The sequence below is a fragment of the Martelella lutilitoris genome, from assembly GCF_016598595.1.
Classification (GTDB): domain Bacteria; phylum Pseudomonadota; class Alphaproteobacteria; order Rhizobiales; family Rhizobiaceae; genus Martelella; species Martelella lutilitoris_A.
Genome location: NZ_CP066786.1, coordinates 2,288,502 through 2,307,825 on the forward strand (window position 1 = coordinate 2,288,502; position 19,324 = coordinate 2,307,825).

Consider the following 19,324-nt stretch of genomic DNA (forward strand, 5'->3'; position numbering starts at 1 on the left):
AAGCCGATTTTAACCGAGGAGACCGATAGTTTCAGGCGCTGTTGAATTCGTTCCCGGGACGCTCGAATGAAGAAAACCCTGTTGATGCTCTCGCTCGCCGCTTCCGTGGCCGTGACCGACTTTGCGCTTGCCGCCGCGCAGGAGTTTCCCTCCGTCGCCCCCATTCCCTATGCCAGACCCGATGGCTTGGCCGGAACACCCTCCATGGAGATCACCGGCGCAATCACCCAGCCCGTGGCGAACCCCGCCTCAAGCTCGATCCTGAAGCACGGACTCGACGCGCTGAAGGAATCCGACGTCTCGACCGCTCTGCGCGACCGCAACCGTCTTCCCGAAAACTCGCTCGACCACCAGATCCTCAGCTGGGCGATCGCGCTTTCAGGCGACAAGGGCGTCCCCTCCTCCGAGATCGCCGAGGCGCAGCAGGAACTGAAGGGATGGCCCGGACTTTCTGCCTTGAGGGCCCATTCCGAGCGCGCCTTCGCCGATGAGAACCCTTCCCCCAGCGCCGTCATCGCCGCCTTCGGCAATTCCCTGCCGGAGACGTCGGAAGGCACGCTGCTGCTCGGCAAAGCCCTGCTCGCGAGCGGCCAGCGCCAGAAGGCGCATGACATCGTCAACCGCGCCTGGAGCGGGTGGGCGCTCGACACGGCGACGGAAAACCAGTTCATCAACGCCTTCGGTTCGATCCTTTCGCAGGAGGATCACAAGAACCGCATGATCTACCTGCTCTACCGCGACCGCGCGACGCAGGCCAAGCGCTTCTCCGAATACGGCAACGCGCAGTCCTTCTACAATGCCTGGGCGGCCGTGATCCGCCGCCAGTCCAATGCCGACAGCCTGATCAACGCCGTCCATTCCTCCTGGCGCAGCGATCCGGGCTTTCTCTATATCCAGATCCGCAATGCCCGGCAGAACAACCGTTTCGACACGGCCGCCGCACTGCTGAAGAAGATGCCGCGCAACCAGGCGGCGCTCGTCAACCCGGACCAGTGGTGGGATGAAAGCCGCATTGTCGGCCGCCACTTCTATGAGGAGGGCAATCCGCGCCAGGCCTACCAGATCGTAGCAGCGGCCATGCCCGACGGGCGTCTGGACCAGCTGGACGAGGCCTTCCACGCCGGCTGGATCGCGCTGCGCGGCCTCAATGACGGTCGCACCGCCGCCGGTCATTTCGCCAAGATCGTCGAGATTTCGCCGACGCCGATCTCGGCCGCACGCTCCTATTACTGGCAGGGCCGCGCGGCCGAAGCCGGAGGGCCGGGCAATGCGCGCGATTTCTATCGCCGCGCCGGACAGTACCCGACAACCTTCTACGGCCAGCTTGCCCTGCAGAAGCTCGGCCAGACGCAGTTTGACGTCGACTATCCGAGCCCGACGCCGGCCGACCGCGCCAGTTTCCAGAAGAACCCCGCCGTGCAGGCCATCAACCGGCTGCAATCGGTCGGCCACGGCTGGCGCGCCGACCGGCTTTACCTTGCACTTGCCGACGAACTGACCAGTCCCGGCGAACTGGCGATCCTCGCCTATCAGGCCGAGCAGGACCGCACCCACTCGCTTTCGCTGCAGATCGGCAAGATTGCCTACGGGCGCGGGATCGATGTGGCGGCGCTTGCCTTCCCCATCGGCGTCATTCCGACGGATGCCAATATTTCCGGCTCCGGCATGGCGCTTGCCTATGCGATCGCGCGTCAGGAAAGCGCCTTCAATCCGGGCGCCGTTTCACCTGCCGATGCGCGCGGCCTGCTGCAGCTTCTGCCGACGACGGCCCAGCGCGTGGCAAGCCGTCACGGCCTTGCCTATTCCGCAAGCCGCCTGACGACCGATCCCGCCTATAACGCGACGCTCGGCGCCCATTATCTCGGCGAGCAGATCGACCGTTTCGACGGTTCCTACATCCTCACCTTCGTCGCCTACAATGCCGGCCCCGCGCGCGTGCCGCAATGGATCGAACGCTTCGGCGACCCGCGCGGCAAGAACCTCGATTTCGTCATCGACTGGATCGAATCGATCCCCTATCCGGAAACGCGCAACTACGTTCAACGCATCATGGAGAACTACGAAATCTACAAGGCCCGCCTCGGCCAACCGACGGACATCGCACGGGATTTGATCTACGGGCGGACGTGAGGTCTTTGCGGATGAAGGCTTGGCTGTTGGGTGACCATTCGCCAGACCAGCCGCAGAAATGACGTGCCTTGGGGCCTGGATCCTCGGGCTTGACCCGAGGATCCAGGCGGCATTTCAAGGCCTTTGAGGCAGTCGTCCCGCGAACGTTGCGCTCAGCCCCGCAAACACGTCACGCTGGTCAAGGCAGTGGCGATGAAAGCTCGGGCCAGCCTCACAGCGGGTGAGCGTTGTTTCAATAAACCAGCGGCGAGCCTGAGGCCCGCCACCTGTTTGTTCCGGCCTCGGTTACCGCGTCAGCCGCTTGTACGTCACCCGCTTCGGGTTGACGCTGTCCGGGCCGAGCCTTCTGATCTTGTCGGCTTCATAGTCGGCGAAGTTGCCCTCGAACCATTCCACATGGCTGTCGCCCTCGAAGGCGAGGATGTGGGTGGCGAGGCGGTCGAGGAACATGCGGTCGTGGCTGATGACCACGGCGCAGCCGGCGAAGTTTTCCAGCGCGTCTTCCAGCGCCGCCAGCGTCTCGGTGTCGAGGTCGTTGGTGGGCTCGTCGAGGAGCAGCACGTTGGAACCGGATTTCAGCATCTTGGCAAGGTGCACGCGGTTGCGCTGGCCGCCTGAAAGCGTGCCGACCTTCTGCTGCTGGTCGCCGCCCTTGAAGTTGAACGAGCCACAATAGGCGCGGCTGTTGACCTCGTGGCTGCCGAGCTTGATCACGTCATTGCCGCCGGAAATCTCTTCCCAGACCGTCTTGCTGCCGTCGAGCGTATCGCGGCTCTGGTCGACATAGCCGAGATCGACCGTCTCGCCGACGCGGATTTCGCCGGCGTCCGGCGTTTCCTGGCCGGTGATCATGCGGAACAGCGTCGATTTGCCGGCGCCGTTCGGGCCGATAATGCCGACAATGCCGCCGGGCGGCAGCTTGAAGGACAGATCGTCGATCAGCAGGCGGTCGCCATAACCCTTGGAAAGCCCCTCGGCCTCGATGACAACCTGGCCGAGACGCTCGCCCATCGGGATGACGATCTGGGCGTCGCCCGGACGGCGATCGGCCGCCGACTTGACGAGATCGTCATAGGCGCGGATACGGGCTTTCGACTTGGTCTGGCGGGCCTTGGGATTGGAGGAAATCCATTCCTGCTCGCGCGAAATCGCCTTCTGGCGGGCGGCATCCTCGCGGCCCTCCTGGGCCATGCGCTTGGCCTTGGCCTGCAGGTAGGCGGTGTAGTTGCCCTCATAGGGAATGCCGCGGCCGCGGTCGAGTTCGAGGATCCAGCCGGTGACATTGTCGAGGAAGTAGCGGTCATGGGTGATCATCAGGACGGCGCCCGGATATTCGCGCAGATGCTTTTCCAGCCAGGCGATGGTCTCGGCGTCGAGATGGTTGGTCGGCTCGTCGAGGAGCAGGAGGTCGGGCTGCGACAGCAGCAGGCGGCAGAGCGCCACGCGGCGTTTCTCGCCGCCGGAGAGGTTGACGACATTGGCGTCGCCCGGCGGGCAGCGCAGCGCGTCCATGGCCATTTCGACCTGGCTTTCAAGGTCCCAGAGGTTCTGGCTGTCGATGACATCCTGCAGCTTGGCGGCCTCGTCGGCCGTCTCGTCGGAATAGTTCATCATCAGTTCGTTGTAGCGGTCGAGGACGGCCTGTTTCTCGGCAACGCCTTCCATGGCGTTTTCCAGCACCGTCTTTTCCGCATCAAGCTCCGGCTCCTGCGGCAGGTAGCCAACGGTCGCGCCGTCCGCCACCCAGGCCTCGCCGGTATACTCCTTGTCGAGGCCGGCCATGATGCGCAGAACCGTCGACTTACCGGCGCCGTTCGGGCCCAGAATGCCGATCTTGGCATCCGGATAGAAGGACAGGTGAATGTTCTCCAGAACCTTCTTGTTGCCATAGGCCTTGTTGAGGCCTGCCATGTGATAGATGAACTGACGTGCCATATGCCGCGTGATCCTGATTTGAGATTCTTCGGGTTCTCGGGCCGCTATTTAGGCGAAACGCGCCTCATTAACAATGCGCCTTGAGAGAATTGACCGATTTGTCCATGCCCCATGGAGGCCTTGCTCAGGTCACGAATTGAACAATCGCCGCCGTCATACGTTTTGTTCTTACGCGAAAACGAGAAGAGGAAGGACGCGACGATGGTGCAGAAGAAAGCAGCTTTCTTCGGTAAACCGGTTGAAAACACCGGGGAGTGGAAGGACAGCGCCCAAAAGGAAGACGCAATCGCCACCGAGCTGGCTGCCTCCGGCCTTGTGGACGCGACCGAGGTGCAGGTTGCCGTCGAAGGCGACGAGGCACGGCTGACCGGCGACGTCTACCTGCGCGAGGAGATCGCCACTGCCGGCAATATCGCACTTGGCGTCGAGGGCATCAGCCGCGTCAGGAACGCGCTGAGAGCGCGCGAGCACTCGATCCAGAGCAAGGGCAAGGAAGCCGACGCCCGCGCCCAGACACGCACGCTCTGACGAAACTATTGCAGACCGGCGGGGTCGACGATCCCGCCGTCGCATCCGATCGCAGTCCTGCCGGCGCCCTGTATCAAATCTTCCAGAGACGTCCCCGGCGCATACTTGTCGGATAGACCTATCGTGATCTCGTCTATCAACTGGCGATCTCCATCAGTAACGCAGCTGATCTTGATGCGATCCTTGGCACCGCGCCCGAATGCGCTATCAAACGCCTTGGCAATCTCGTCGGCCGAGAGTTCCCTGCCGATATTCGACTGAAACAGCCTGGCGACCTCCGAACCGTTCAATTGCTCAAGCAGGTCCACAGACGTCTGGAAGTAGTTTCCCGGCGTGAATCTGGTGCACGCGCCGTGCTTTATCCATTCGTGGCGCTGTAGATTGGATTGTGTCCCCGGCATGACCTTCTCCAGCGTTTGACGAAGGTCATCGCTCAGCGACAGCGCCGGCAAGGCGTTCCAATTCCCGTTTTCATCTTCGGCGCGGACATCCGCCGCAACGCCGCAATAGTTCTCGCCGAGCGGCCAGAGCCCATGCAGCGCGAAATGACCGGCATCAAAGCGGCTTTCCGTCTGGCTCTGGCACTCGGGCTTGTCCTGATGGCCTTCGCAGAAGGCCGGCTGCCAGCTAACGGCCAGGATCGCCACGGTTTCCCGCGCCATCGCCGGCATCGCCGCAGTCGCCATCATCGATATTCCGATCAAAGCTGCCTTGATTTTCATTTCTCCCCCCGATCACCCAAAGTTGAAACCGACGCAGGATACCTGCCGGCTGCAGAGTTTTTAATACAAGTCGCGGGAAAATGGCCTGGTTGAGCGCCAGGCCATTCCAGTCCAAACGGCGTCGCGGATCAGTCGAGCGCCGCCGTCACGGTAAACTCGACGAGAATCTCGGGCTTGGCGAGTTCGGCCTGGCTGGTGGCGCGCGCCGGCGGGTTTTCCGGATCGATCCAGTCCTTCCACACGGCGTTCATCTCGGCGAAATCGCCCATGTCCTTCAGGTAGATCAGCGTCTGCAGAAGCTTCGACTTGTCGCTGCCGGCGGCGGCAAGCAGCCGGTCAACCTTGGCAAGGCAATCCTTCGCCTGCTCAGTCACGGTCGCGCCCGAACCGGTCTGGCCGGACAGATAGACGGTGTTGCCATGAACCACGGCGCCGGTCATCAAAGGGCCAGTTTCGATACGTTTTACAGTCATTTATGCGATCTTTCCAAAGTTGTTTGTAAACTGTCGTCAGCCGCGGAACCGCTTCGCCTCTTCGTAGATGCGGGTGGAGCGGGCACCGGACCGGCAATAGCCGAGCACCGGCTTTTCGAGATCATCCAGCGCGTCGACCATGCCGGTCACCGCGTCCGGGGTCAGTCCCATGCCGCCGACCGGCACATGGGCGACGTAAAGGCCTTCCTTCTCGGCGGCAGCCGCGACCTCAGCAAAGGCGGGTTGGCCGGGCTCCTCCTCGTCGGGCCTGTGGCAGACGATGGACCTGTAGCCGGCCGCCTTGATCTCGGCGACGTCTTCCGGGGTGATCTGCTCGCTTACGGCATAAAAATCATCGATCGGACGGATATTCATTCCGGCACTCCTTGCGTTTTGTCAGGAAATTAAGACAAAAGCGCATCAATGCAAGGGCGTAGGGCTCAAGAGAAACGGATGCGCAGGCGAAACGTCCGGGATTCGTCCGGCGAAAGCGGCGCCAGGGCGCCCTCCTCCGCCAGTTTCCGCCGGCTGGTCCAGCGATGCGAGGCAGGCTCGATGCCGACGATATGGGCCGGCGCTTCCTGGTTACGCCAGACCTGCAGGAAAGGCAGCGTCGCCGTATCCACCTCGAGATGGAACGACAACCCGCCAAGGGCGGCGATCGGGCCGAAACGCGTCGCCGACCAGCCGTCTTCGCCGGCGACCGCCGGCACGCAGAAAATGCCGTGGTCACCCTCGCCGAAGCGCCAGGGCAGCGATTTTTCCGGCAGCGAGCGGCTCTCCAGCCGCACGCCGTCATCGAGGTGCCTGGCTCCGAAATTGATATGATACATCATCATCGCCGGCAGCGGGCGATCCGACTTGTTGATCACGACGTCGGTGAGTTCCAGAACGCCTGAGGTCCCGTTCAGCGTCCACTGACGCTCGATTAGCATCTCGCCGCCATTGGCGGTAGCGACCGGGATATGGCAGACGCATTCCGCGCCCATATCGCTGATCTCCAACGATTTCACCGCCGCCGCGTTGCCTGAGGCGGAGCCATGCAGCGGAAAGAAACGGCCCTCGTCCCCCTCCACCGGTTCGGGATGACGGATATGGTCCGGACCGCAGGTGAACAGAAAGCCTTCGAGCGAATGATCGATCCGGGCATCGCCGTCATCGGGAATCGCCCGCTTCGGCGCGATGTCGATGCCGGCGACGACACAGCCGGCGATATCCATGACGGAGGTGGGATCAAGAAAGACGCGGGGACCGTTACCGGCGGCAAATTCGATCATCTTTTTAACCAAGTCTCGAGATAACGGAAACAAGCGCGTTCAGCGAGCGTTCACCTGACAAGCGCCTGAATAGGCAGAGGCCACGCTAGGCGAAACACCGCGCCAATAACAGCGACAAAATGCATCGAGACCATGAAAAAAGCGACGTTTTACACTATTCCCTTGATGATCGCCGCGCTCGCCCTGCCGGCAACCGCCGCCCATGCGCATGAACCGCTCTACAAGAACGGGCGGCAGATCTTCCTTGTCGCGCCGGACGGAAGCCTGCTCGACTACATCCCCGAATATGGAAGCGTGGTGATGGGGCGGGACGGCCGGGGACGGCCGATCCTGCTTGATCGAAACGGCAATCTGGTTGCAACCGAGATGTCTGCCGGCGATTACCGCGCTATTCGCGACAGCTATGGCGGCGCGCCGGCCCCGGCGGCCAACGGCTGGGGCCGCAGGGACTGGCGGCAGAACGACGACCGCTTCGCCGAAACGCCGCCGCCGCGCTGGAATGACGGCCCGCGTGCAGCTTTCCCCCAGGCGCCCGCGATCCCGGCGCCGGCCAATCCCGATACCTCGGGGGAGCGCCCAGCCGCGAGAACGAGCAGCGCGAAGGCCGACATGAATGTTGTCGCGCTTCAGGTGTTTCTCGACCGCAACGGCACATCGCCCGGCGTTATCGACGGGCTGATGGGCGACAATGTCCGCAAGGCGCTTGAGGCCTATGCCGAGAAGAGCGGTCGCGCGATCGACCCGGAGGCCGACAAGGAGACCATCCTGCAATCGCTGTCGCTGGAGGGCGGCCTGCCGGTGCGGACCTATACGATCACCGCCGAAGACGCGGCCGGCCCCTATGTCGCGAGCATCCCCTCGGACTATGGCGAGAAGGCGCAACTACCCGCGCTTTCCTATACTTCTGTTTCCGAGATGCTGGCCGAGAAATTCCATATGGATGAAGCTCTCCTCAAGACGCTCAACCCCGATGCCGATTTCTCCCGACCGGGCACCGTCATCAAGGTGGTCACCCCCGGCGGAAAGCAGAAGGGCGCCGTAGCCCGCATCATCGCCGACAAGGGCCGCAAGCAGCTGTTCGCCTATGATGCGGAGGGCGGGCTCGTCGCCGCTTATCCGGCCACCATCGGCTCCAACGACACGCCCTCGCCCTCCGGCACCGTCACCGTCGAGCGGATCGCGATCGATCCGAACTATACCTATGACCCGAAAAAGAACTTCAAGCAGGGCGACAATGACCGGGTTCTGACCATCAATCCGGGTCCGAACGGGCCGGTCGGCAATGTCTGGATCGCGCTGTCGAAGCCGAGCTACGGCATCCACGGCACGCCCGACCCCGACAGGATCGGCAAGACCTCCAGCCACGGTTGCGTGCGCTTGACAAACTGGGACGCGCAGGAACTGGCCGGCATGGTCAGCCCGGGCGTCACGGTCGAGTTCATCGACTGAGCCGTCCTCAAACGAACGACCGCCGCCGCCATTCAGCCGGGGTGACGTTGACCGTTTACAAAAACAGGCGCGCCCCGTCTTCGCAAATGCGAAATCTTCGTTTATGTTCGGACCTATAGTTTAGCAAATTCCGATATTTCAAAACTCATTGCGGCTTCCGCTGCAGCGGCGGTCAGATTTAGCGGCTGGTTCCGGACATGAACGATATTACCTCCTTCGAGATCATAGGCATGTTTTCCGAAATCGCGGCGGCTGTGTCGTGCAACAGCCACTGGCTGAGCCGGCTCGACGCGGTGGCCGGGGACGGCGACCATGGCGAGGTCATGGCAGCCGCCTTCACGGCGATGGAACAGCAACTTGCGGCACTCGACCCCTCCTCCGTCACGCCGGCGCGCGTGTTCGACATGGCGGCGGAAACCTTCCTGACCATCGATTCGGCCTCGGCCCGGCTTTACGCCTCAGCTTTCCGCCGCGCGGGCAGCACGCTTCCAGGCCGGCATGTGATCACCGAGGCGGAGTTCGACCGCGCCTTCGAGGCAATGGCGAACGGGATCATCGCGCATGGTCAGGCGAATGCACCGCACAAGAACATGGTCGATGCCTGGCAGCCGGCCCTCTCGGCCTATCTTTCGGCAAGAAACAATGGCGGCGACCTCGGCGCCTGTCTGACGGAGGCCGCCGACGCAGCGCTTGCTGGCGCTGATCCGGATCCGCTGAGGCCAGACCCCCTGCCCTTTGCCCACCCGGACAGGGTGATGGACCCGGGCTGCGCCTCTGCCGTGCTTATCATCCGTTCGATTCGCTACGCCCTGCAGGACTGACGCCGGACACGATCAAAAGCTTCGGGTCTTTTCTCGCGCGACGCCGGCCCTACATCATGGCCATTCATCGCCGTGACGGGACGCCATGCCAGACAAGACACCTGCCATCTACTGGATCCGCAAGGACCTCCGCCTCACCGACAATCGCGCGCTTCTTGCTGCCTGCGAAGACGCGCGGCCGGTTATCCCGGTCTTCATCCGCGAAGACGACAGCGCCGGCGCGCTTGGCGGCGCGCAGGCCTGGTGGCTGGAACGCTCGCTCGCCCGCCTTGCAGAAGCTTACGAGAAGAGCGGCTCCAGGCTGATCCTGAAAAGCGGCGATCCGGCAGACGTCATCTTCGCGCTGATCGCGGAAACCGGCGCGCAATCCGTCTTCTGGAACCGGCGCTATACGCCGGACGGCATCGAGACCGACACGGCGCTGAAGAAGAAACTCAAGGATGCGGGTCTTCACGTCGAAAGCTTTGCCGGCCACATTCTGCATGAACCCTCGAAATTCAAGACCAAGTCTGGCGGGCCCTACAAGGTCTATACGCCCTTCTGGAAGGCATTTTCCGCAGAATCTAGCGTGCCGGATCCGCTCGACGCGCCGGAAAAACTGACGGCAGCGAAGACGATGCCGGAAAGCGAGAAACTCTCCGACTGGGGACTTTATCCCGGAAAGCCCGACTGGGCGGCAGACTTCGATGCGCTCTGGACGCCGGGGGAAGCCGGGGCCCGCGACAGGTTGGAGCGCTTCATTGACGAAATCGCCGAACACTATGCCGCTTCGCGCGACCGGCCGGATATCGAGGCGACCTCCATGCTCTCTCCGCATCTGGCGCTCGGCGAGATTTCGCCGGCGACCATCTGGCATCGGATCGACAGCGCCAAAAATCTCTCGGCGGAAAACAGGAAGAAATTCCTGCAGGAACTGGTCTGGCGGGATTTCTGCCACCACCTTCTGTTCCACGCCCCCGCGCTCGCGACCAAGAACTGGAACGACCGCTTCGACGGCTTTGAATGGGTCGAGGACGACAACGCCCTTGCGGCCTGGAGGAAGGGCGAGACCGGCTATCCGATCGTCGATGCCGGCCTGCGCCAGCTCTGGCGCGAAGGCACGATGCACAACCGGGTGCGGATGATCGCCGCCTCCTTCCTGGTCAAGGACCTGATGATCGACTGGCGCAAGGGGGAAGAATGGTTCCGCGACACGCTGGTCGATGCCGATCCCGCTTCCAATCCGGCCAACTGGCAGTGGGTGGCCGGCTCCGGCGCGGATGCCTCGCCCTTCTTCCGTATTTTCAATCCGGTGCTGCAGGGCGAGAAATTCGATCCCGACGGCGCCTATGTCCGCCGGTACGTGCCGGAGCTTGCGGCATTGCCGGCAAAACACATCCACGCGCCCTTCGATGCGCCGAAAGCCGTACTGGAGGAAGCCGGCGTCACGCTCGGCGAGACCTATCCGGAGCCGATCGTCGATCACAAGGCGGCCCGCAAACGCGCGCTTGCGGCCTTCGAAAAGATCAAGGACTGAAATCAGTTTGCGCCGACACGGACAATCGCGCAATGGTTTTCCTTGGCAGGGCCCGCCCGTCCGGTCCATAGCAGGCCAAACATCAAGGATTTTACGACCATGACGACACACAACACGGTCATCGATCTCATCGGCAACACGCCGCTGGTCAAGCTGAAGGCGGCTTCGGAGGCGACGGGCTGCGCCATCTACGGCAAGGCCGAGTTTTTGAACCCCGGCCAGTCGGTCAAGGACCGCGCTGCGCTCTATATCATCCGCGATGCCGAGCGGCGGGGCCTGATCGCGCCCGGCGGCACCATTGTCGAAGGAACGGCCGGCAATACCGGCATCGGCTTTGCCATGGTCGCCAACGCGCTCGGCTACAAGACTGTGATCGTTATTCCCGAAACCCAGGCCGAGGAGAAGAAGGACGCGCTGCGCCTCCTCGGCGCGAAGCTCGTCGAGGTGCCGGCGAAACCCTATCGCGACCCGAACAACTACGTGAAGCTTTCCGGCCGTCTCGCCGAGCAGTTGGCGAAGAGCGAGCCGAACGGCGCAATCTGGGCCAACCAGTTTGACAATACCGCCAACCGCAATGCCCATATCGAGACGACGGCGGAGGAGATCTGGCGCGATACGGACGGCAAGATCGACGGGTTCATCTGCGCCGTCGGCTCGGGCGGCACGCTTGCCGGCACCGCCATGGGGCTGAAGGCGAAGAACAGGGATATCAAGATCGGCATTGCCGACCCCGAGGGCGCCGCGCTTTTCGAATATTACACGAATGGCGAACTGAAGAGCGAGGGCGGCTCCATCACCGAGGGCATCGGCCAGGGCCGCATCACCGCCAATCTCGAGGGCTTTGCGCCCGACTTCGCCTTCCGCATCGCCGACAGCGAGGCCCTGCCGCTGATATTCGATCTGGTCGCCCATGAGGGCTTGTGCCTTGGCGGTTCATCGGGCATCAATATAGCCGGCGCCATCCGGCTTGCGCGCGAGCTCGGCCCCGGCCACACCATCGTCACCGTGCTCTGTGACTATGGTAACCGGTACCAGTCGAAGCTCTACAACCCTTCCTTCCTCAAGGAAAAGGGCCTGCCCGTGCCGGAATGGCTGACGGCGCAAACGGAGATCGCCGTACCGTTCGAATAGAGCGTTTCCGGGAAAAACGGATACCGGTTTTCCGTCCGGAAACGCGCTAAAACAAAGAGGTAGAGCGCTTTCGCAATCCGGTGAAAGCGGAAGCGCTCCAGAAAGTGACCCATGCCTGTTGATGCCCTCTTCCGCGACGATTTCTACCTTCAACGGTGCGATGCGGTGGTCACGACGGTGCATGAGGACGGTACGTTCGAAACCGACCGGACCTGTTTCTACGCAACCTCCGGTGGCCAGCCGGGCGATACGGGCACGGCCGTTCGTGCCGACGGTTCGACGCTTCGCCTCGACGTGACCCGCAACGGCGACGGCAAGGACGTCATCCTCCATGTTCCCGCGGAAGGCGAAGCCCCGCCATCCCCCGGCGAAAACCTGTCGCTTGCGATCGACTGGCCGCGCCGGTTGAAGCTGATGCGCATGCACACCGCCTGTCACCTTCTCTCGGTCGTCTGTCCCTTTCCGATCACCGGCGCAGCCGTCGGCGAGGACGAATCGCGCGTCGATTTCGACATGAGCGAGACCGTCGACAAGCAGGCGGTGACCGAAGCGATGATGAGGCTCGTCGATGAGAATCATCCGGTCTACGTGCAGTGGATCAGCGACGAAGAGCTTGTCGCCAGTCCCGAAATCGTCAAATCGAAGAATGTCCGCCCGCCCATGGGCATGGGACGGATTTCGCTTGTGTGCATCGGCGAGGGTTCGTCGGTTGACAGCCAGCCCTGCGGCGGTACCCATGTGGCCTCGACGGGAGAGGTCGGCGCCATCCACATCGGCAAGATCGAAAAGAAGGGCCGCGAGAACCGTCGCTTCCGCATCCGCTTCGGCGCGTGAGCCCATATTGTTTCAAGGAGTATGATCGAATGAGTGCTGAAAGCCGGTTTGTCGTTTCGCCGGATTGGGTGACCGAGCGCCTGAACAGGCCCGGATTTTCCGTCATCGACGCCTCCTGGTATCTGCCCGCCCACAACCGCGACGGCAAGGCCGAATACGCCGAGGGTCATATTCCCGGCGCCGTCTTCTTCGATCACGACGAAATCGCTGACACCACGACGGGCCTGCCGCACTCCCTGCCCGCGCCGGAATTCTTCGCCGCCGAAATGGGAAAGCGCGGCATCAGCGAACGCCATACCGTCGTCGTCTATGACGGGCCCGGCTTCTTCTCCGCGCCGCGCCTGTGGTGGCTGCTGCGGGTCATGGGCGCAAGCGACGTCTATGTGCTGAACGGCGGCTTTGATGGCTGGAAGGCGAAAGGTCACCCGGTCGAAACCGGACTGCCGGAGCCGCAGCCAGCGACCTTCACGCCGCGCCTTGCCGCCGAAAGGATCACGTCGTTTTCCGCAATGCGCGATATCGTCGCTTCCGGCAGCCGCCAGATCGCCGATGCGCGCGGCCCCGGCCGGTTTGCCGCCGAAGACCCCGAACCCCGGCCGGGCATGCGCGCGGGCCATATGCCCGGCGCGAAAAACCTGCCCGCCGCCGCCTTTTCGAAGGACGGCCGGTTTCTCGCCAATGACGAGTTGAAGGCGCTTTTCGATGATGCCGGGATCGATCTTGATCGCCCGGTGGTGACCAGTTGCGGCTCCGGCGTGACGGCGGCGATCATCACGCTGGCGCTTGAAAGCCTCGGCCACGAGGACAACAGTCTCTATGACGGCTCCTGGTCGGAATGGGGTGGTCGCGACGACACCGCCATTGTTACCGGAAAGGCATAAGGCATGAGCAAGAGCAAGGCGCAGAAGCCGATCCGGATCCATGTCACGGAGCTGGAGATGACGGCCCCGCCGAAAACGCATATGATCGCGCCCTCCAACCTGCATATCGCGCTGATGCGTGTGCCGGAAATTCCGCTTCCCTTCTACCGCTTCCTGTATCGCCAGGTCGGCACGCGCTGGGAATGGGTGGACCGGGTGCGGATGGACGACGACGAGCTTTCGGCCAACATCCACAATCAGCGCACCACGATCACGGTCTTCTATCTCGAGGGCGCGCCTGCCGGTTTCTACGAATATCAGCAGCAGGATGACGGGGTTACGGAACTCGTTCATTTCGGCCTGTTCGAGCGCGCGCTCGGCCTCGGCGTCGGCAAGTGGTTCCTGCTGCAAGGGCTGAAGGCGATGTGGGCCGACAAGCCGGAAAAGATCATCACCGCAACCAACAGCCTCGACCATCCGCGCGCCCTGCAGCTTTACCAGCAGTTCGGCTTCTCCCCGGTCGCCACGTACGAAAGCGAGATCACCCCGCTTTCGGATGCCGAACTGCTCGCCTTCGCCAGGAAGCTCTGAACCAATACAAGCCACCCGCCGCGAGAGTGAGACCGCAGCGGGTGGATATTGTTTTTACGCGTCGGGCGTTTCGTCCGATGGCATCGCCGTGCCGGCGTCCTCGATACGCTCGGCCATCGCCAGAAGTTCCGCGACAATCGCGCTCGCGGCGCCGGCATCGCGTTCAAGGCGCCGGTCAATCACCTCGCGCAGGTTCAGGAAGGCCGCCTCGACGCTGCGCGGCAGGTTGTCGCCGCCGCGGGCGCGCTCGCGTTTGCGCTCGCGTGCGCCAAGGCGTTCAGCGACCGCCTTCAGCGCCTTCACCGCCATTTCGGCTTCCGGCGCTTCAGCTTCGAGATAGGCCCGGCCTGCTTCCGTGATCGCATAGGACTTCTTGTTGCCGTCGGCCGAGACCGCGACATAGCCGCCGTCCTCGAGAAAGGAGAGCGTCGGATAGATCACGCCGGGGCTCGGCGAATAGAAGCCCCCGCTCAGTTCCTCGATCGCCTTGATGATATCGTAGCCGTGACGCGGTTCGTCGGCGATCAGCTGCAGCACGAGAAAGCGGATGCGACCCTGGCCGAGAAATCGGCCGATCCGGCCGCCGCCATCCTCCCCGCCGAAACCGTGACCGCCGCCGCGGCCCCCGCGTCCCGCTCCGTGGTCGGGCCCGCGCCCCATGGCAAAGCGCATGGCGTGGCCGTGCTGATGAAAATGAGAATGCATGAGGGAACCCTTTCCGATATTATTTCGATATATCTAAATATAGATCGGAGTCGCAAAACCGCAAGAATTTCGTTATATCGAAAACATATTTTTAGCCGATCAGATCAAGACCACCAGCGGAAAGCCTGCCGGCCGCAGGTTCCGGGCAATCCGGCCTGAGTAGGATTTCCTTGCGGATAACGGCTTGTCTCACCGCCAAATCAGACTATTATTCGAACAAGAACAACAAAATTCGCAGGGAGTTCGAAAATTGGACCTGGATGATATCGATCGTGCGATCCTGAAGACGCTTCAGAACAATGGCCGCATCACCAATGCCGAGCTGGCCGAGACCGTGGGCCTGTCGCCCTCGGCCTGTTCGCGGCGGCTTGATCTTCTGGAAAAAAGCGGCGTGATCGCGGGCTATACCGCCAGGATCTCCCCCGATGCGCTTGGATACAAGATGACGGCGCTGGTCCATATCTCGCTTTCCGGCCAGTTCGCCCGCACGCTTGCCGAATTCGAGGAGGCCGTCAGGCGCTGCCCGAACATCATTGTCTGCTACATGGTCTCGGGCCAGTACGACTATATCCTGCGCGTGGCGGCAAAGGACCTGAAGGATTACGAGCGCATCCACCGCGACTGGCTCTCGGCGCTGCCCCATGTGGTGCAGATCAATTCCTCATTCGCGCTCCGTCCCATCATCGAACGTCTCAACGTCGATGTCGACGAGGCGTTCACCGCGCCAACGGCTTCTTGATCATCAGCAGCCAGTCGTCACCGTCGGCATGCCAGTCGGGCGCCGTCACCAGGGCCTGCCGCGCCCTTTCCTCAAAACCGAGGCGTTCATAGAACCGCCTGGCAGGCGCGTTGGCATCCGAGACGATCAGGCTGATATCGCTGTCTCCAGAGATACGATCCGCCTTGTCGAGGAGAAAGGAGCCGAGTCCGCGCCCCCGATATTCCGCATAGGCCGCCAGAACATGAATGTGGAAGGTGCCCTCGGCCTGACGTTTCAGATCGCGGAGCGGCGTCACCACGGGATGATCGATCTCGCAGCCATAGCCCGGCGCCTGGCCCTCGAGCGGGTAGGCAAGCATCAGCGCGGCGACGTCCGAACCGAGCGTGGCGACCGTGCCATTGGTCCAGGAAATCGCCCCTTCATCCCGCGCGGCAAGCGTGCGGCCGACCTGCCACGGATCGTCCCGCCCGCCCTCAAGCTGGCCCCAGCACCACAGCGGCAGGCGATGACCGGCGATATTGATCAGCCGCACCATGTCCGGCACATCCTCGCGGGCCGCATTTCGGATCGTGAAACTGGTTACCAAACTTCCCTCCCGTATTGACGGCCGGCACGCCCTCCACATAGCGTACCATGATCGTTTCAAAATCGACCCAAGGTTGGTGCTTAATCCCGCCGGATGTCAACCGCCTGTCACATGACGGTGCGAAGCGATGATGGCGTTCCATAAATTTCCGCGCAAGCGATGAACCCCGGAGCTCTCATGTCCACGACCCTTCTCTTGCCATCGATCTCGCGCCGCGCCCTTCTGAAGGGCATGACGGCCGCCTCCGCGCTGATCGCGCTCCACCCTTTCGCCGCCAATGCGGCAGAAAACCAGGCGCATCTTCGGCTGATGGAAACCACGGACATCCACGTCAACGTGTTTCCCTACGACTACTATGCCGACAGGCCCAACGACACGATGGGACTGGCGCGCACCGCCTCGATCATCGATGCGATCCGCGCCGAATCGGCCAATTCCATGCTGATCGACAATGGCGACTTCCTCCAGGGCAACCCGATGGGCGACTATATCGCCTATGAGCGGGGCATGAACGAGGGCGACGTCCATCCGGTGATCAAGGCGATGAACGTGCTTGGCTATGATGTCGGCACGCTCGGCAATCACGAGTTCAACTACGGCCTCGACTTCATGTTCAAGGTCGTCGGCGGCGCGAACTTCCCCTTCGTCTGCGCCAATCTGACCAAGGGGCAGCTTGCCAGCGACCCGCGCAATGACGACCTGATGTTCAAGCCCTTTCTGATCAAGGAGAAGATGATCACCGACGGCGCCGGCAACACAAGCCCGGTGAAAATCGGCTTCATCGGCTTCGTGCCGCCGCAGATCATGGTTTGGGACGAGAAGAACCTTTCCGGCAAGGCCAATACCCGCGACATCGTCGAAGCGGCCCAAGCCTGGATACCGGTGATGAAGGAAGAGGGAGCGGATATCGTCATCGCGCTTTCCCATTCCGGCATCGACGGAACCGGCCCTTCCGAACTGATGGAAAACGCCTCGCTCTATCTTGCCGGCGTTGACGGTATCGATGCGGTCTTCACCGGCCACCAGCATCTGGTCTTCCCCGGCCCGACCGATTTTCAGGGCATTGCCGGCGTCGACCCTCAAAAGGGCACGCTGCAGGGCAAGCCCGCCGCCATGGCCGGCTTCTGGGGTTCGCATATGGGCCTGATCGACCTGCTTCTGGAAAAGGACGGCAATAGCTGGAAGATCGTCGACTTCACCACCGAGGCGCGGCCGATCTATCACCGCACCGAGGACCGCAAGGTCGTCGCCGATGTCGCCTCCGACACCGCCGTCGTCGCCGCCGCCAAGGCCGATCACGAGGCGACGCTCGAATATGTCCGCACGCCCGTCGGCAAGACCTCGGCGCCGCTGCAGTCCTATTTCGCGCTCGTTGCCGATGATCCCTCCGTCCAGATCGTCTCCAGGGCGCAGACGTGGTATACGAAGGAGATGCTGAAGGACAGCGAATACAAGGACTTCCCCGTCCTGTCCGCGGCAGCGCCCTTCAAGGCCGGCGGTCGCGGCGGTCCGGACTATTATACGGAAGTGCCGGCGGGCGACATCGCCATCAAGAACGTCGCCGACCTCTACCTCTACCCGAACACCACCCGCGCCGTGCTGATCAATGGCGCGCAGGTGCGCGAGTGGCTGGAAATGTCGGCGGGCATGTTCAACCAGGTGGAACCGGGCGCCACGGATGCCGCCCTGCTGAACCCGGATTTCCCGTCCTACAATTTCGACATCATCGATGGCGTTTCCTACAAGATCGACATCGCGAAGCCGGCGCGCTACGCCAAGGACGGCAGCCTCGCCAATCCCGACAGCCACCGCATCATCGACCTTTCCTTTGACGGCAAGCCGATCGATCCGGAGCAGAAATTCATCGTCGCCACCAATAATTACCGCGCCGGCGGCGGCGGCAATTTCCCGGACATCAATGGCGACGTCATCGTCTTCGTCGGCCCGGACACCAACCGCGACGTCATCGTCCGCTACATCGTCGATCAGGGCACGATCAATCCGTCCGCCGACTTCAACTGGACCTTCGCCCCCATGCCCGGCACCACCGCCACCTTCGAAACCGGCCCGCGCGCCAAGGCCTATATCGACGACGTGAAGGGCGCCAAAATCGAAACCGCCGGCGACGGCGAGAACGGCTTTGCGCTTTATCGGGTGGTTCTGTGATCGTTTGATTTTTTGGCAAAGCGGAATAGCAGAGGCCGGCCTGAGGGCTGGCCTTTGTTTTGTCTCCCGATTCCGACTCGGTGTCATCGTCGGTCTTGTTACACGGAAGGCGCAAAGAGGAGTCACCGTTCTCGTCTGGCAGAAAGACGTACGAAGGGCGGGCAGCGATCTTTTGCGGCAGATTCTATGCACGACCAAGTTGGGGCCGGTTGCGGACTGGCGGACTCGAAGCGTCTATAGTAGAAAAACTGCTATTCATTGAGTTGCGTCAATACAAGGATCGGAAGGATATGGCGTATGACGAAGGGGAGCATGTCAAAGAAGTATTCGCCTATTTCGGTCGGGAATATTACGAAGCGGGCGTGTTAGAAACGGGACTAGCGATTGCTCTCATGCAGATTAATTTCCTGTGCCGCGTCCACGATCAATATTCGGCTGATCGGGGAAAATCCTTTGATCGGACACAGTACGAAGCTGAATTCGATCGGTTTATGCAGAACCAACACGCACAGACATTAGGCAATCTCATCAAGCGCGTTTCGGCATTGCCCGAGCTCAGTGATATCCTAAAAGAAAGGCTTAGGGACGCTAAGAAGCGCAGGGATTTTCTGGGCCATCACTACTTTAGGGAAAGGGCAGTCGAGTTCAGCAATCGCGCCGGCCGCGACAAGATGATAGCGGAACTTCACAATGACGGTGATATATTTGAAGCGATCGATCGTGATCTTTACGCTGAATTGGCACCAATCCGTGAGAAGCTTGGAATGGCCGGTGAAAAGTTCAAAAAGTATCTCGCGCAGTTTTATGCTACACATGGCGTGGGGCCTTTGACCGACTAACCGTTGCAGTCAATGTGTGCACAAGAATCTTTTTTTTTGG

19 protein-coding genes are annotated in these 19,324 nt (G+C 62.0%); 12 read left to right on the plus strand and 7 right to left on the minus strand.

Going from position 1 to position 19,324, the window contains the following annotated elements:
- Positions 1-66 precede the first annotated feature (66 nt).
- The gene (locus JET14_RS10830; protein WP_200333465.1) at positions 67-2,130 is read left to right on the plus strand and encodes a lytic transglycosylase domain-containing protein; all 2,064 of its coding nucleotides are present in this window, start codon (positions 67-69) and stop codon (positions 2,128-2,130) included.
- Between the two features lie 285 nt (positions 2,131-2,415).
- On the opposite strand, the gene ettA is transcribed toward JET14_RS10830, so the two are convergent.
- Positions 2,416-4,065 (minus strand): energy-dependent translational throttle protein EttA, encoded by a 1,650-nt coding sequence (ettA, locus tag JET14_RS10835; RefSeq protein ID WP_200333466.1) that lies wholly within the window; start codon positions 4,063-4,065, stop codon positions 2,416-2,418.
- Positions 4,066-4,266: 201 nt separating this feature from the next.
- Between ettA and JET14_RS10840 the strand changes: the two genes are divergently transcribed.
- Positions 4,267-4,593 carry a BON domain-containing protein gene (locus JET14_RS10840; RefSeq protein ID WP_200333467.1) on the plus strand — a complete coding sequence of 109 codons (327 nt, stop codon included), beginning with the start codon at positions 4,267-4,269 and terminating at the stop codon, positions 4,591-4,593.
- A 5-nt stretch (positions 4,594-4,598) separates the two neighbouring features.
- On the opposite strand, the gene JET14_RS10845 is transcribed toward JET14_RS10840, so the two are convergent.
- The 4 genes from JET14_RS10845 to JET14_RS10860 all read right to left on the minus strand — a co-directional run bounded on the left by JET14_RS10845 (position 4,599) and on the right by JET14_RS10860 (position 7,065).
- Positions 4,599-5,315 carry a ribonuclease T2 family protein gene (locus JET14_RS10845; protein WP_200333468.1) on the minus strand — a complete coding sequence of 239 codons (717 nt, stop codon included), beginning with the start codon at positions 5,313-5,315 and terminating at the stop codon, positions 4,599-4,601.
- Positions 5,316-5,443: 128 nt separating this feature from the next.
- On the minus strand, positions 5,444-5,788 hold the full coding sequence (locus JET14_RS10850; RefSeq protein WP_200333469.1) for a RidA family protein: 345 nt from the start codon (positions 5,786-5,788) through the stop codon (positions 5,444-5,446).
- 36 nt (positions 5,789-5,824) lie between these two features.
- Positions 5,825-6,163 carry a TIGR01244 family sulfur transferase gene (locus JET14_RS10855; protein WP_200333470.1) on the minus strand — a complete coding sequence of 113 codons (339 nt, stop codon included), beginning with the start codon at positions 6,161-6,163 and terminating at the stop codon, positions 5,825-5,827.
- 65 nt (positions 6,164-6,228) lie between these two features.
- Positions 6,229-7,065 carry a DUF4432 family protein gene (locus tag JET14_RS10860; protein WP_200333472.1) on the minus strand — a complete coding sequence of 279 codons (837 nt, stop codon included), beginning with the start codon at positions 7,063-7,065 and terminating at the stop codon, positions 6,229-6,231.
- A 132-nt stretch (positions 7,066-7,197) separates the two neighbouring features.
- Here JET14_RS10860 and JET14_RS10865 point away from each other — a divergent pair, with 132 nt between their 5' ends.
- The 7 genes from JET14_RS10865 to JET14_RS10895 all read left to right on the plus strand — a co-directional run bounded on the left by JET14_RS10865 (position 7,198) and on the right by JET14_RS10895 (position 14,267).
- Positions 7,198-8,514 (plus strand): L,D-transpeptidase family protein, encoded by a 1,317-nt coding sequence (locus JET14_RS10865; RefSeq protein WP_200333473.1) that lies wholly within the window; start codon positions 7,198-7,200, stop codon positions 8,512-8,514.
- A gap of 197 nt (positions 8,515-8,711) precedes the next feature.
- A complete protein-coding gene (locus JET14_RS10870) occupies positions 8,712-9,335 on the plus strand; it encodes a DAK2 domain-containing protein (protein ID WP_200333474.1) in 624 nt (207 codons plus the stop codon).
- An 85-nt stretch (positions 9,336-9,420) separates the two neighbouring features.
- On the plus strand, positions 9,421-10,851 hold the full coding sequence (locus JET14_RS10875) for a cryptochrome/photolyase family protein (RefSeq protein ID WP_200333475.1): 1,431 nt from the start codon (positions 9,421-9,423) through the stop codon (positions 10,849-10,851).
- Positions 10,852-10,950: 99 nt separating this feature from the next.
- A complete protein-coding gene (locus JET14_RS10880) occupies positions 10,951-11,982 on the plus strand; it encodes a cysteine synthase A (RefSeq protein ID WP_200333476.1) in 1,032 nt (343 codons plus the stop codon).
- A 111-nt stretch (positions 11,983-12,093) separates the two neighbouring features.
- The gene (locus JET14_RS10885) at positions 12,094-12,816 is read left to right on the plus strand and encodes an alanyl-tRNA editing protein (protein WP_200333477.1); all 723 of its coding nucleotides are present in this window, start codon (positions 12,094-12,096) and stop codon (positions 12,814-12,816) included.
- Positions 12,817-12,845: 29 nt separating this feature from the next.
- Positions 12,846-13,697 (plus strand): 3-mercaptopyruvate sulfurtransferase, encoded by an 852-nt coding sequence (sseA, locus tag JET14_RS10890; RefSeq protein ID WP_200333479.1) that lies wholly within the window; start codon positions 12,846-12,848, stop codon positions 13,695-13,697.
- 3 nt (positions 13,698-13,700) lie between these two features.
- Positions 13,701-14,267 carry a GNAT family N-acetyltransferase gene (locus JET14_RS10895; protein ID WP_200333481.1) on the plus strand — a complete coding sequence of 189 codons (567 nt, stop codon included), beginning with the start codon at positions 13,701-13,703 and terminating at the stop codon, positions 14,265-14,267.
- Between the two features lie 54 nt (positions 14,268-14,321).
- Here the strand turns inward: JET14_RS10895 and JET14_RS10900 are convergent, their stop codons facing one another.
- Positions 14,322-14,972, minus strand: a complete 651-nt coding sequence (locus JET14_RS10900) for a PadR family transcriptional regulator (RefSeq protein ID WP_246750287.1) — start codon at positions 14,970-14,972, stop codon at positions 14,322-14,324.
- Positions 14,973-15,222: 250 nt separating this feature from the next.
- Between JET14_RS10900 and JET14_RS10905 the strand changes: the two genes are divergently transcribed.
- Entirely contained in the window at positions 15,223-15,711 is a 489-nt protein-coding gene (locus JET14_RS10905) for an Lrp/AsnC family transcriptional regulator (RefSeq protein WP_200333483.1), read from the plus strand.
- Here JET14_RS10905 and JET14_RS10910 read toward each other — a convergent pair.
- Positions 15,689-16,279 carry a GNAT family N-acetyltransferase gene (locus JET14_RS10910; protein ID WP_200333485.1) on the minus strand — a complete coding sequence of 197 codons (591 nt, stop codon included), beginning with the start codon at positions 16,277-16,279 and terminating at the stop codon, positions 15,689-15,691. The genes JET14_RS10905 and JET14_RS10910 overlap by 23 nt on opposite strands.
- A gap of 177 nt (positions 16,280-16,456) precedes the next feature.
- Between JET14_RS10910 and JET14_RS10915 the strand changes: the two genes are divergently transcribed.
- The gene (locus tag JET14_RS10915; RefSeq protein ID WP_200333487.1) at positions 16,457-18,445 is read left to right on the plus strand and encodes a bifunctional 2',3'-cyclic-nucleotide 2'-phosphodiesterase/3'-nucleotidase; all 1,989 of its coding nucleotides are present in this window, start codon (positions 16,457-16,459) and stop codon (positions 18,443-18,445) included.
- Positions 18,446-18,735: 290 nt separating this feature from the next.
- On the plus strand, positions 18,736-19,284 hold the full coding sequence (locus JET14_RS10920; protein ID WP_200333489.1) for a hypothetical protein: 549 nt from the start codon (positions 18,736-18,738) through the stop codon (positions 19,282-19,284).
- Positions 19,285-19,324: the final 40 nt, after the last annotated feature.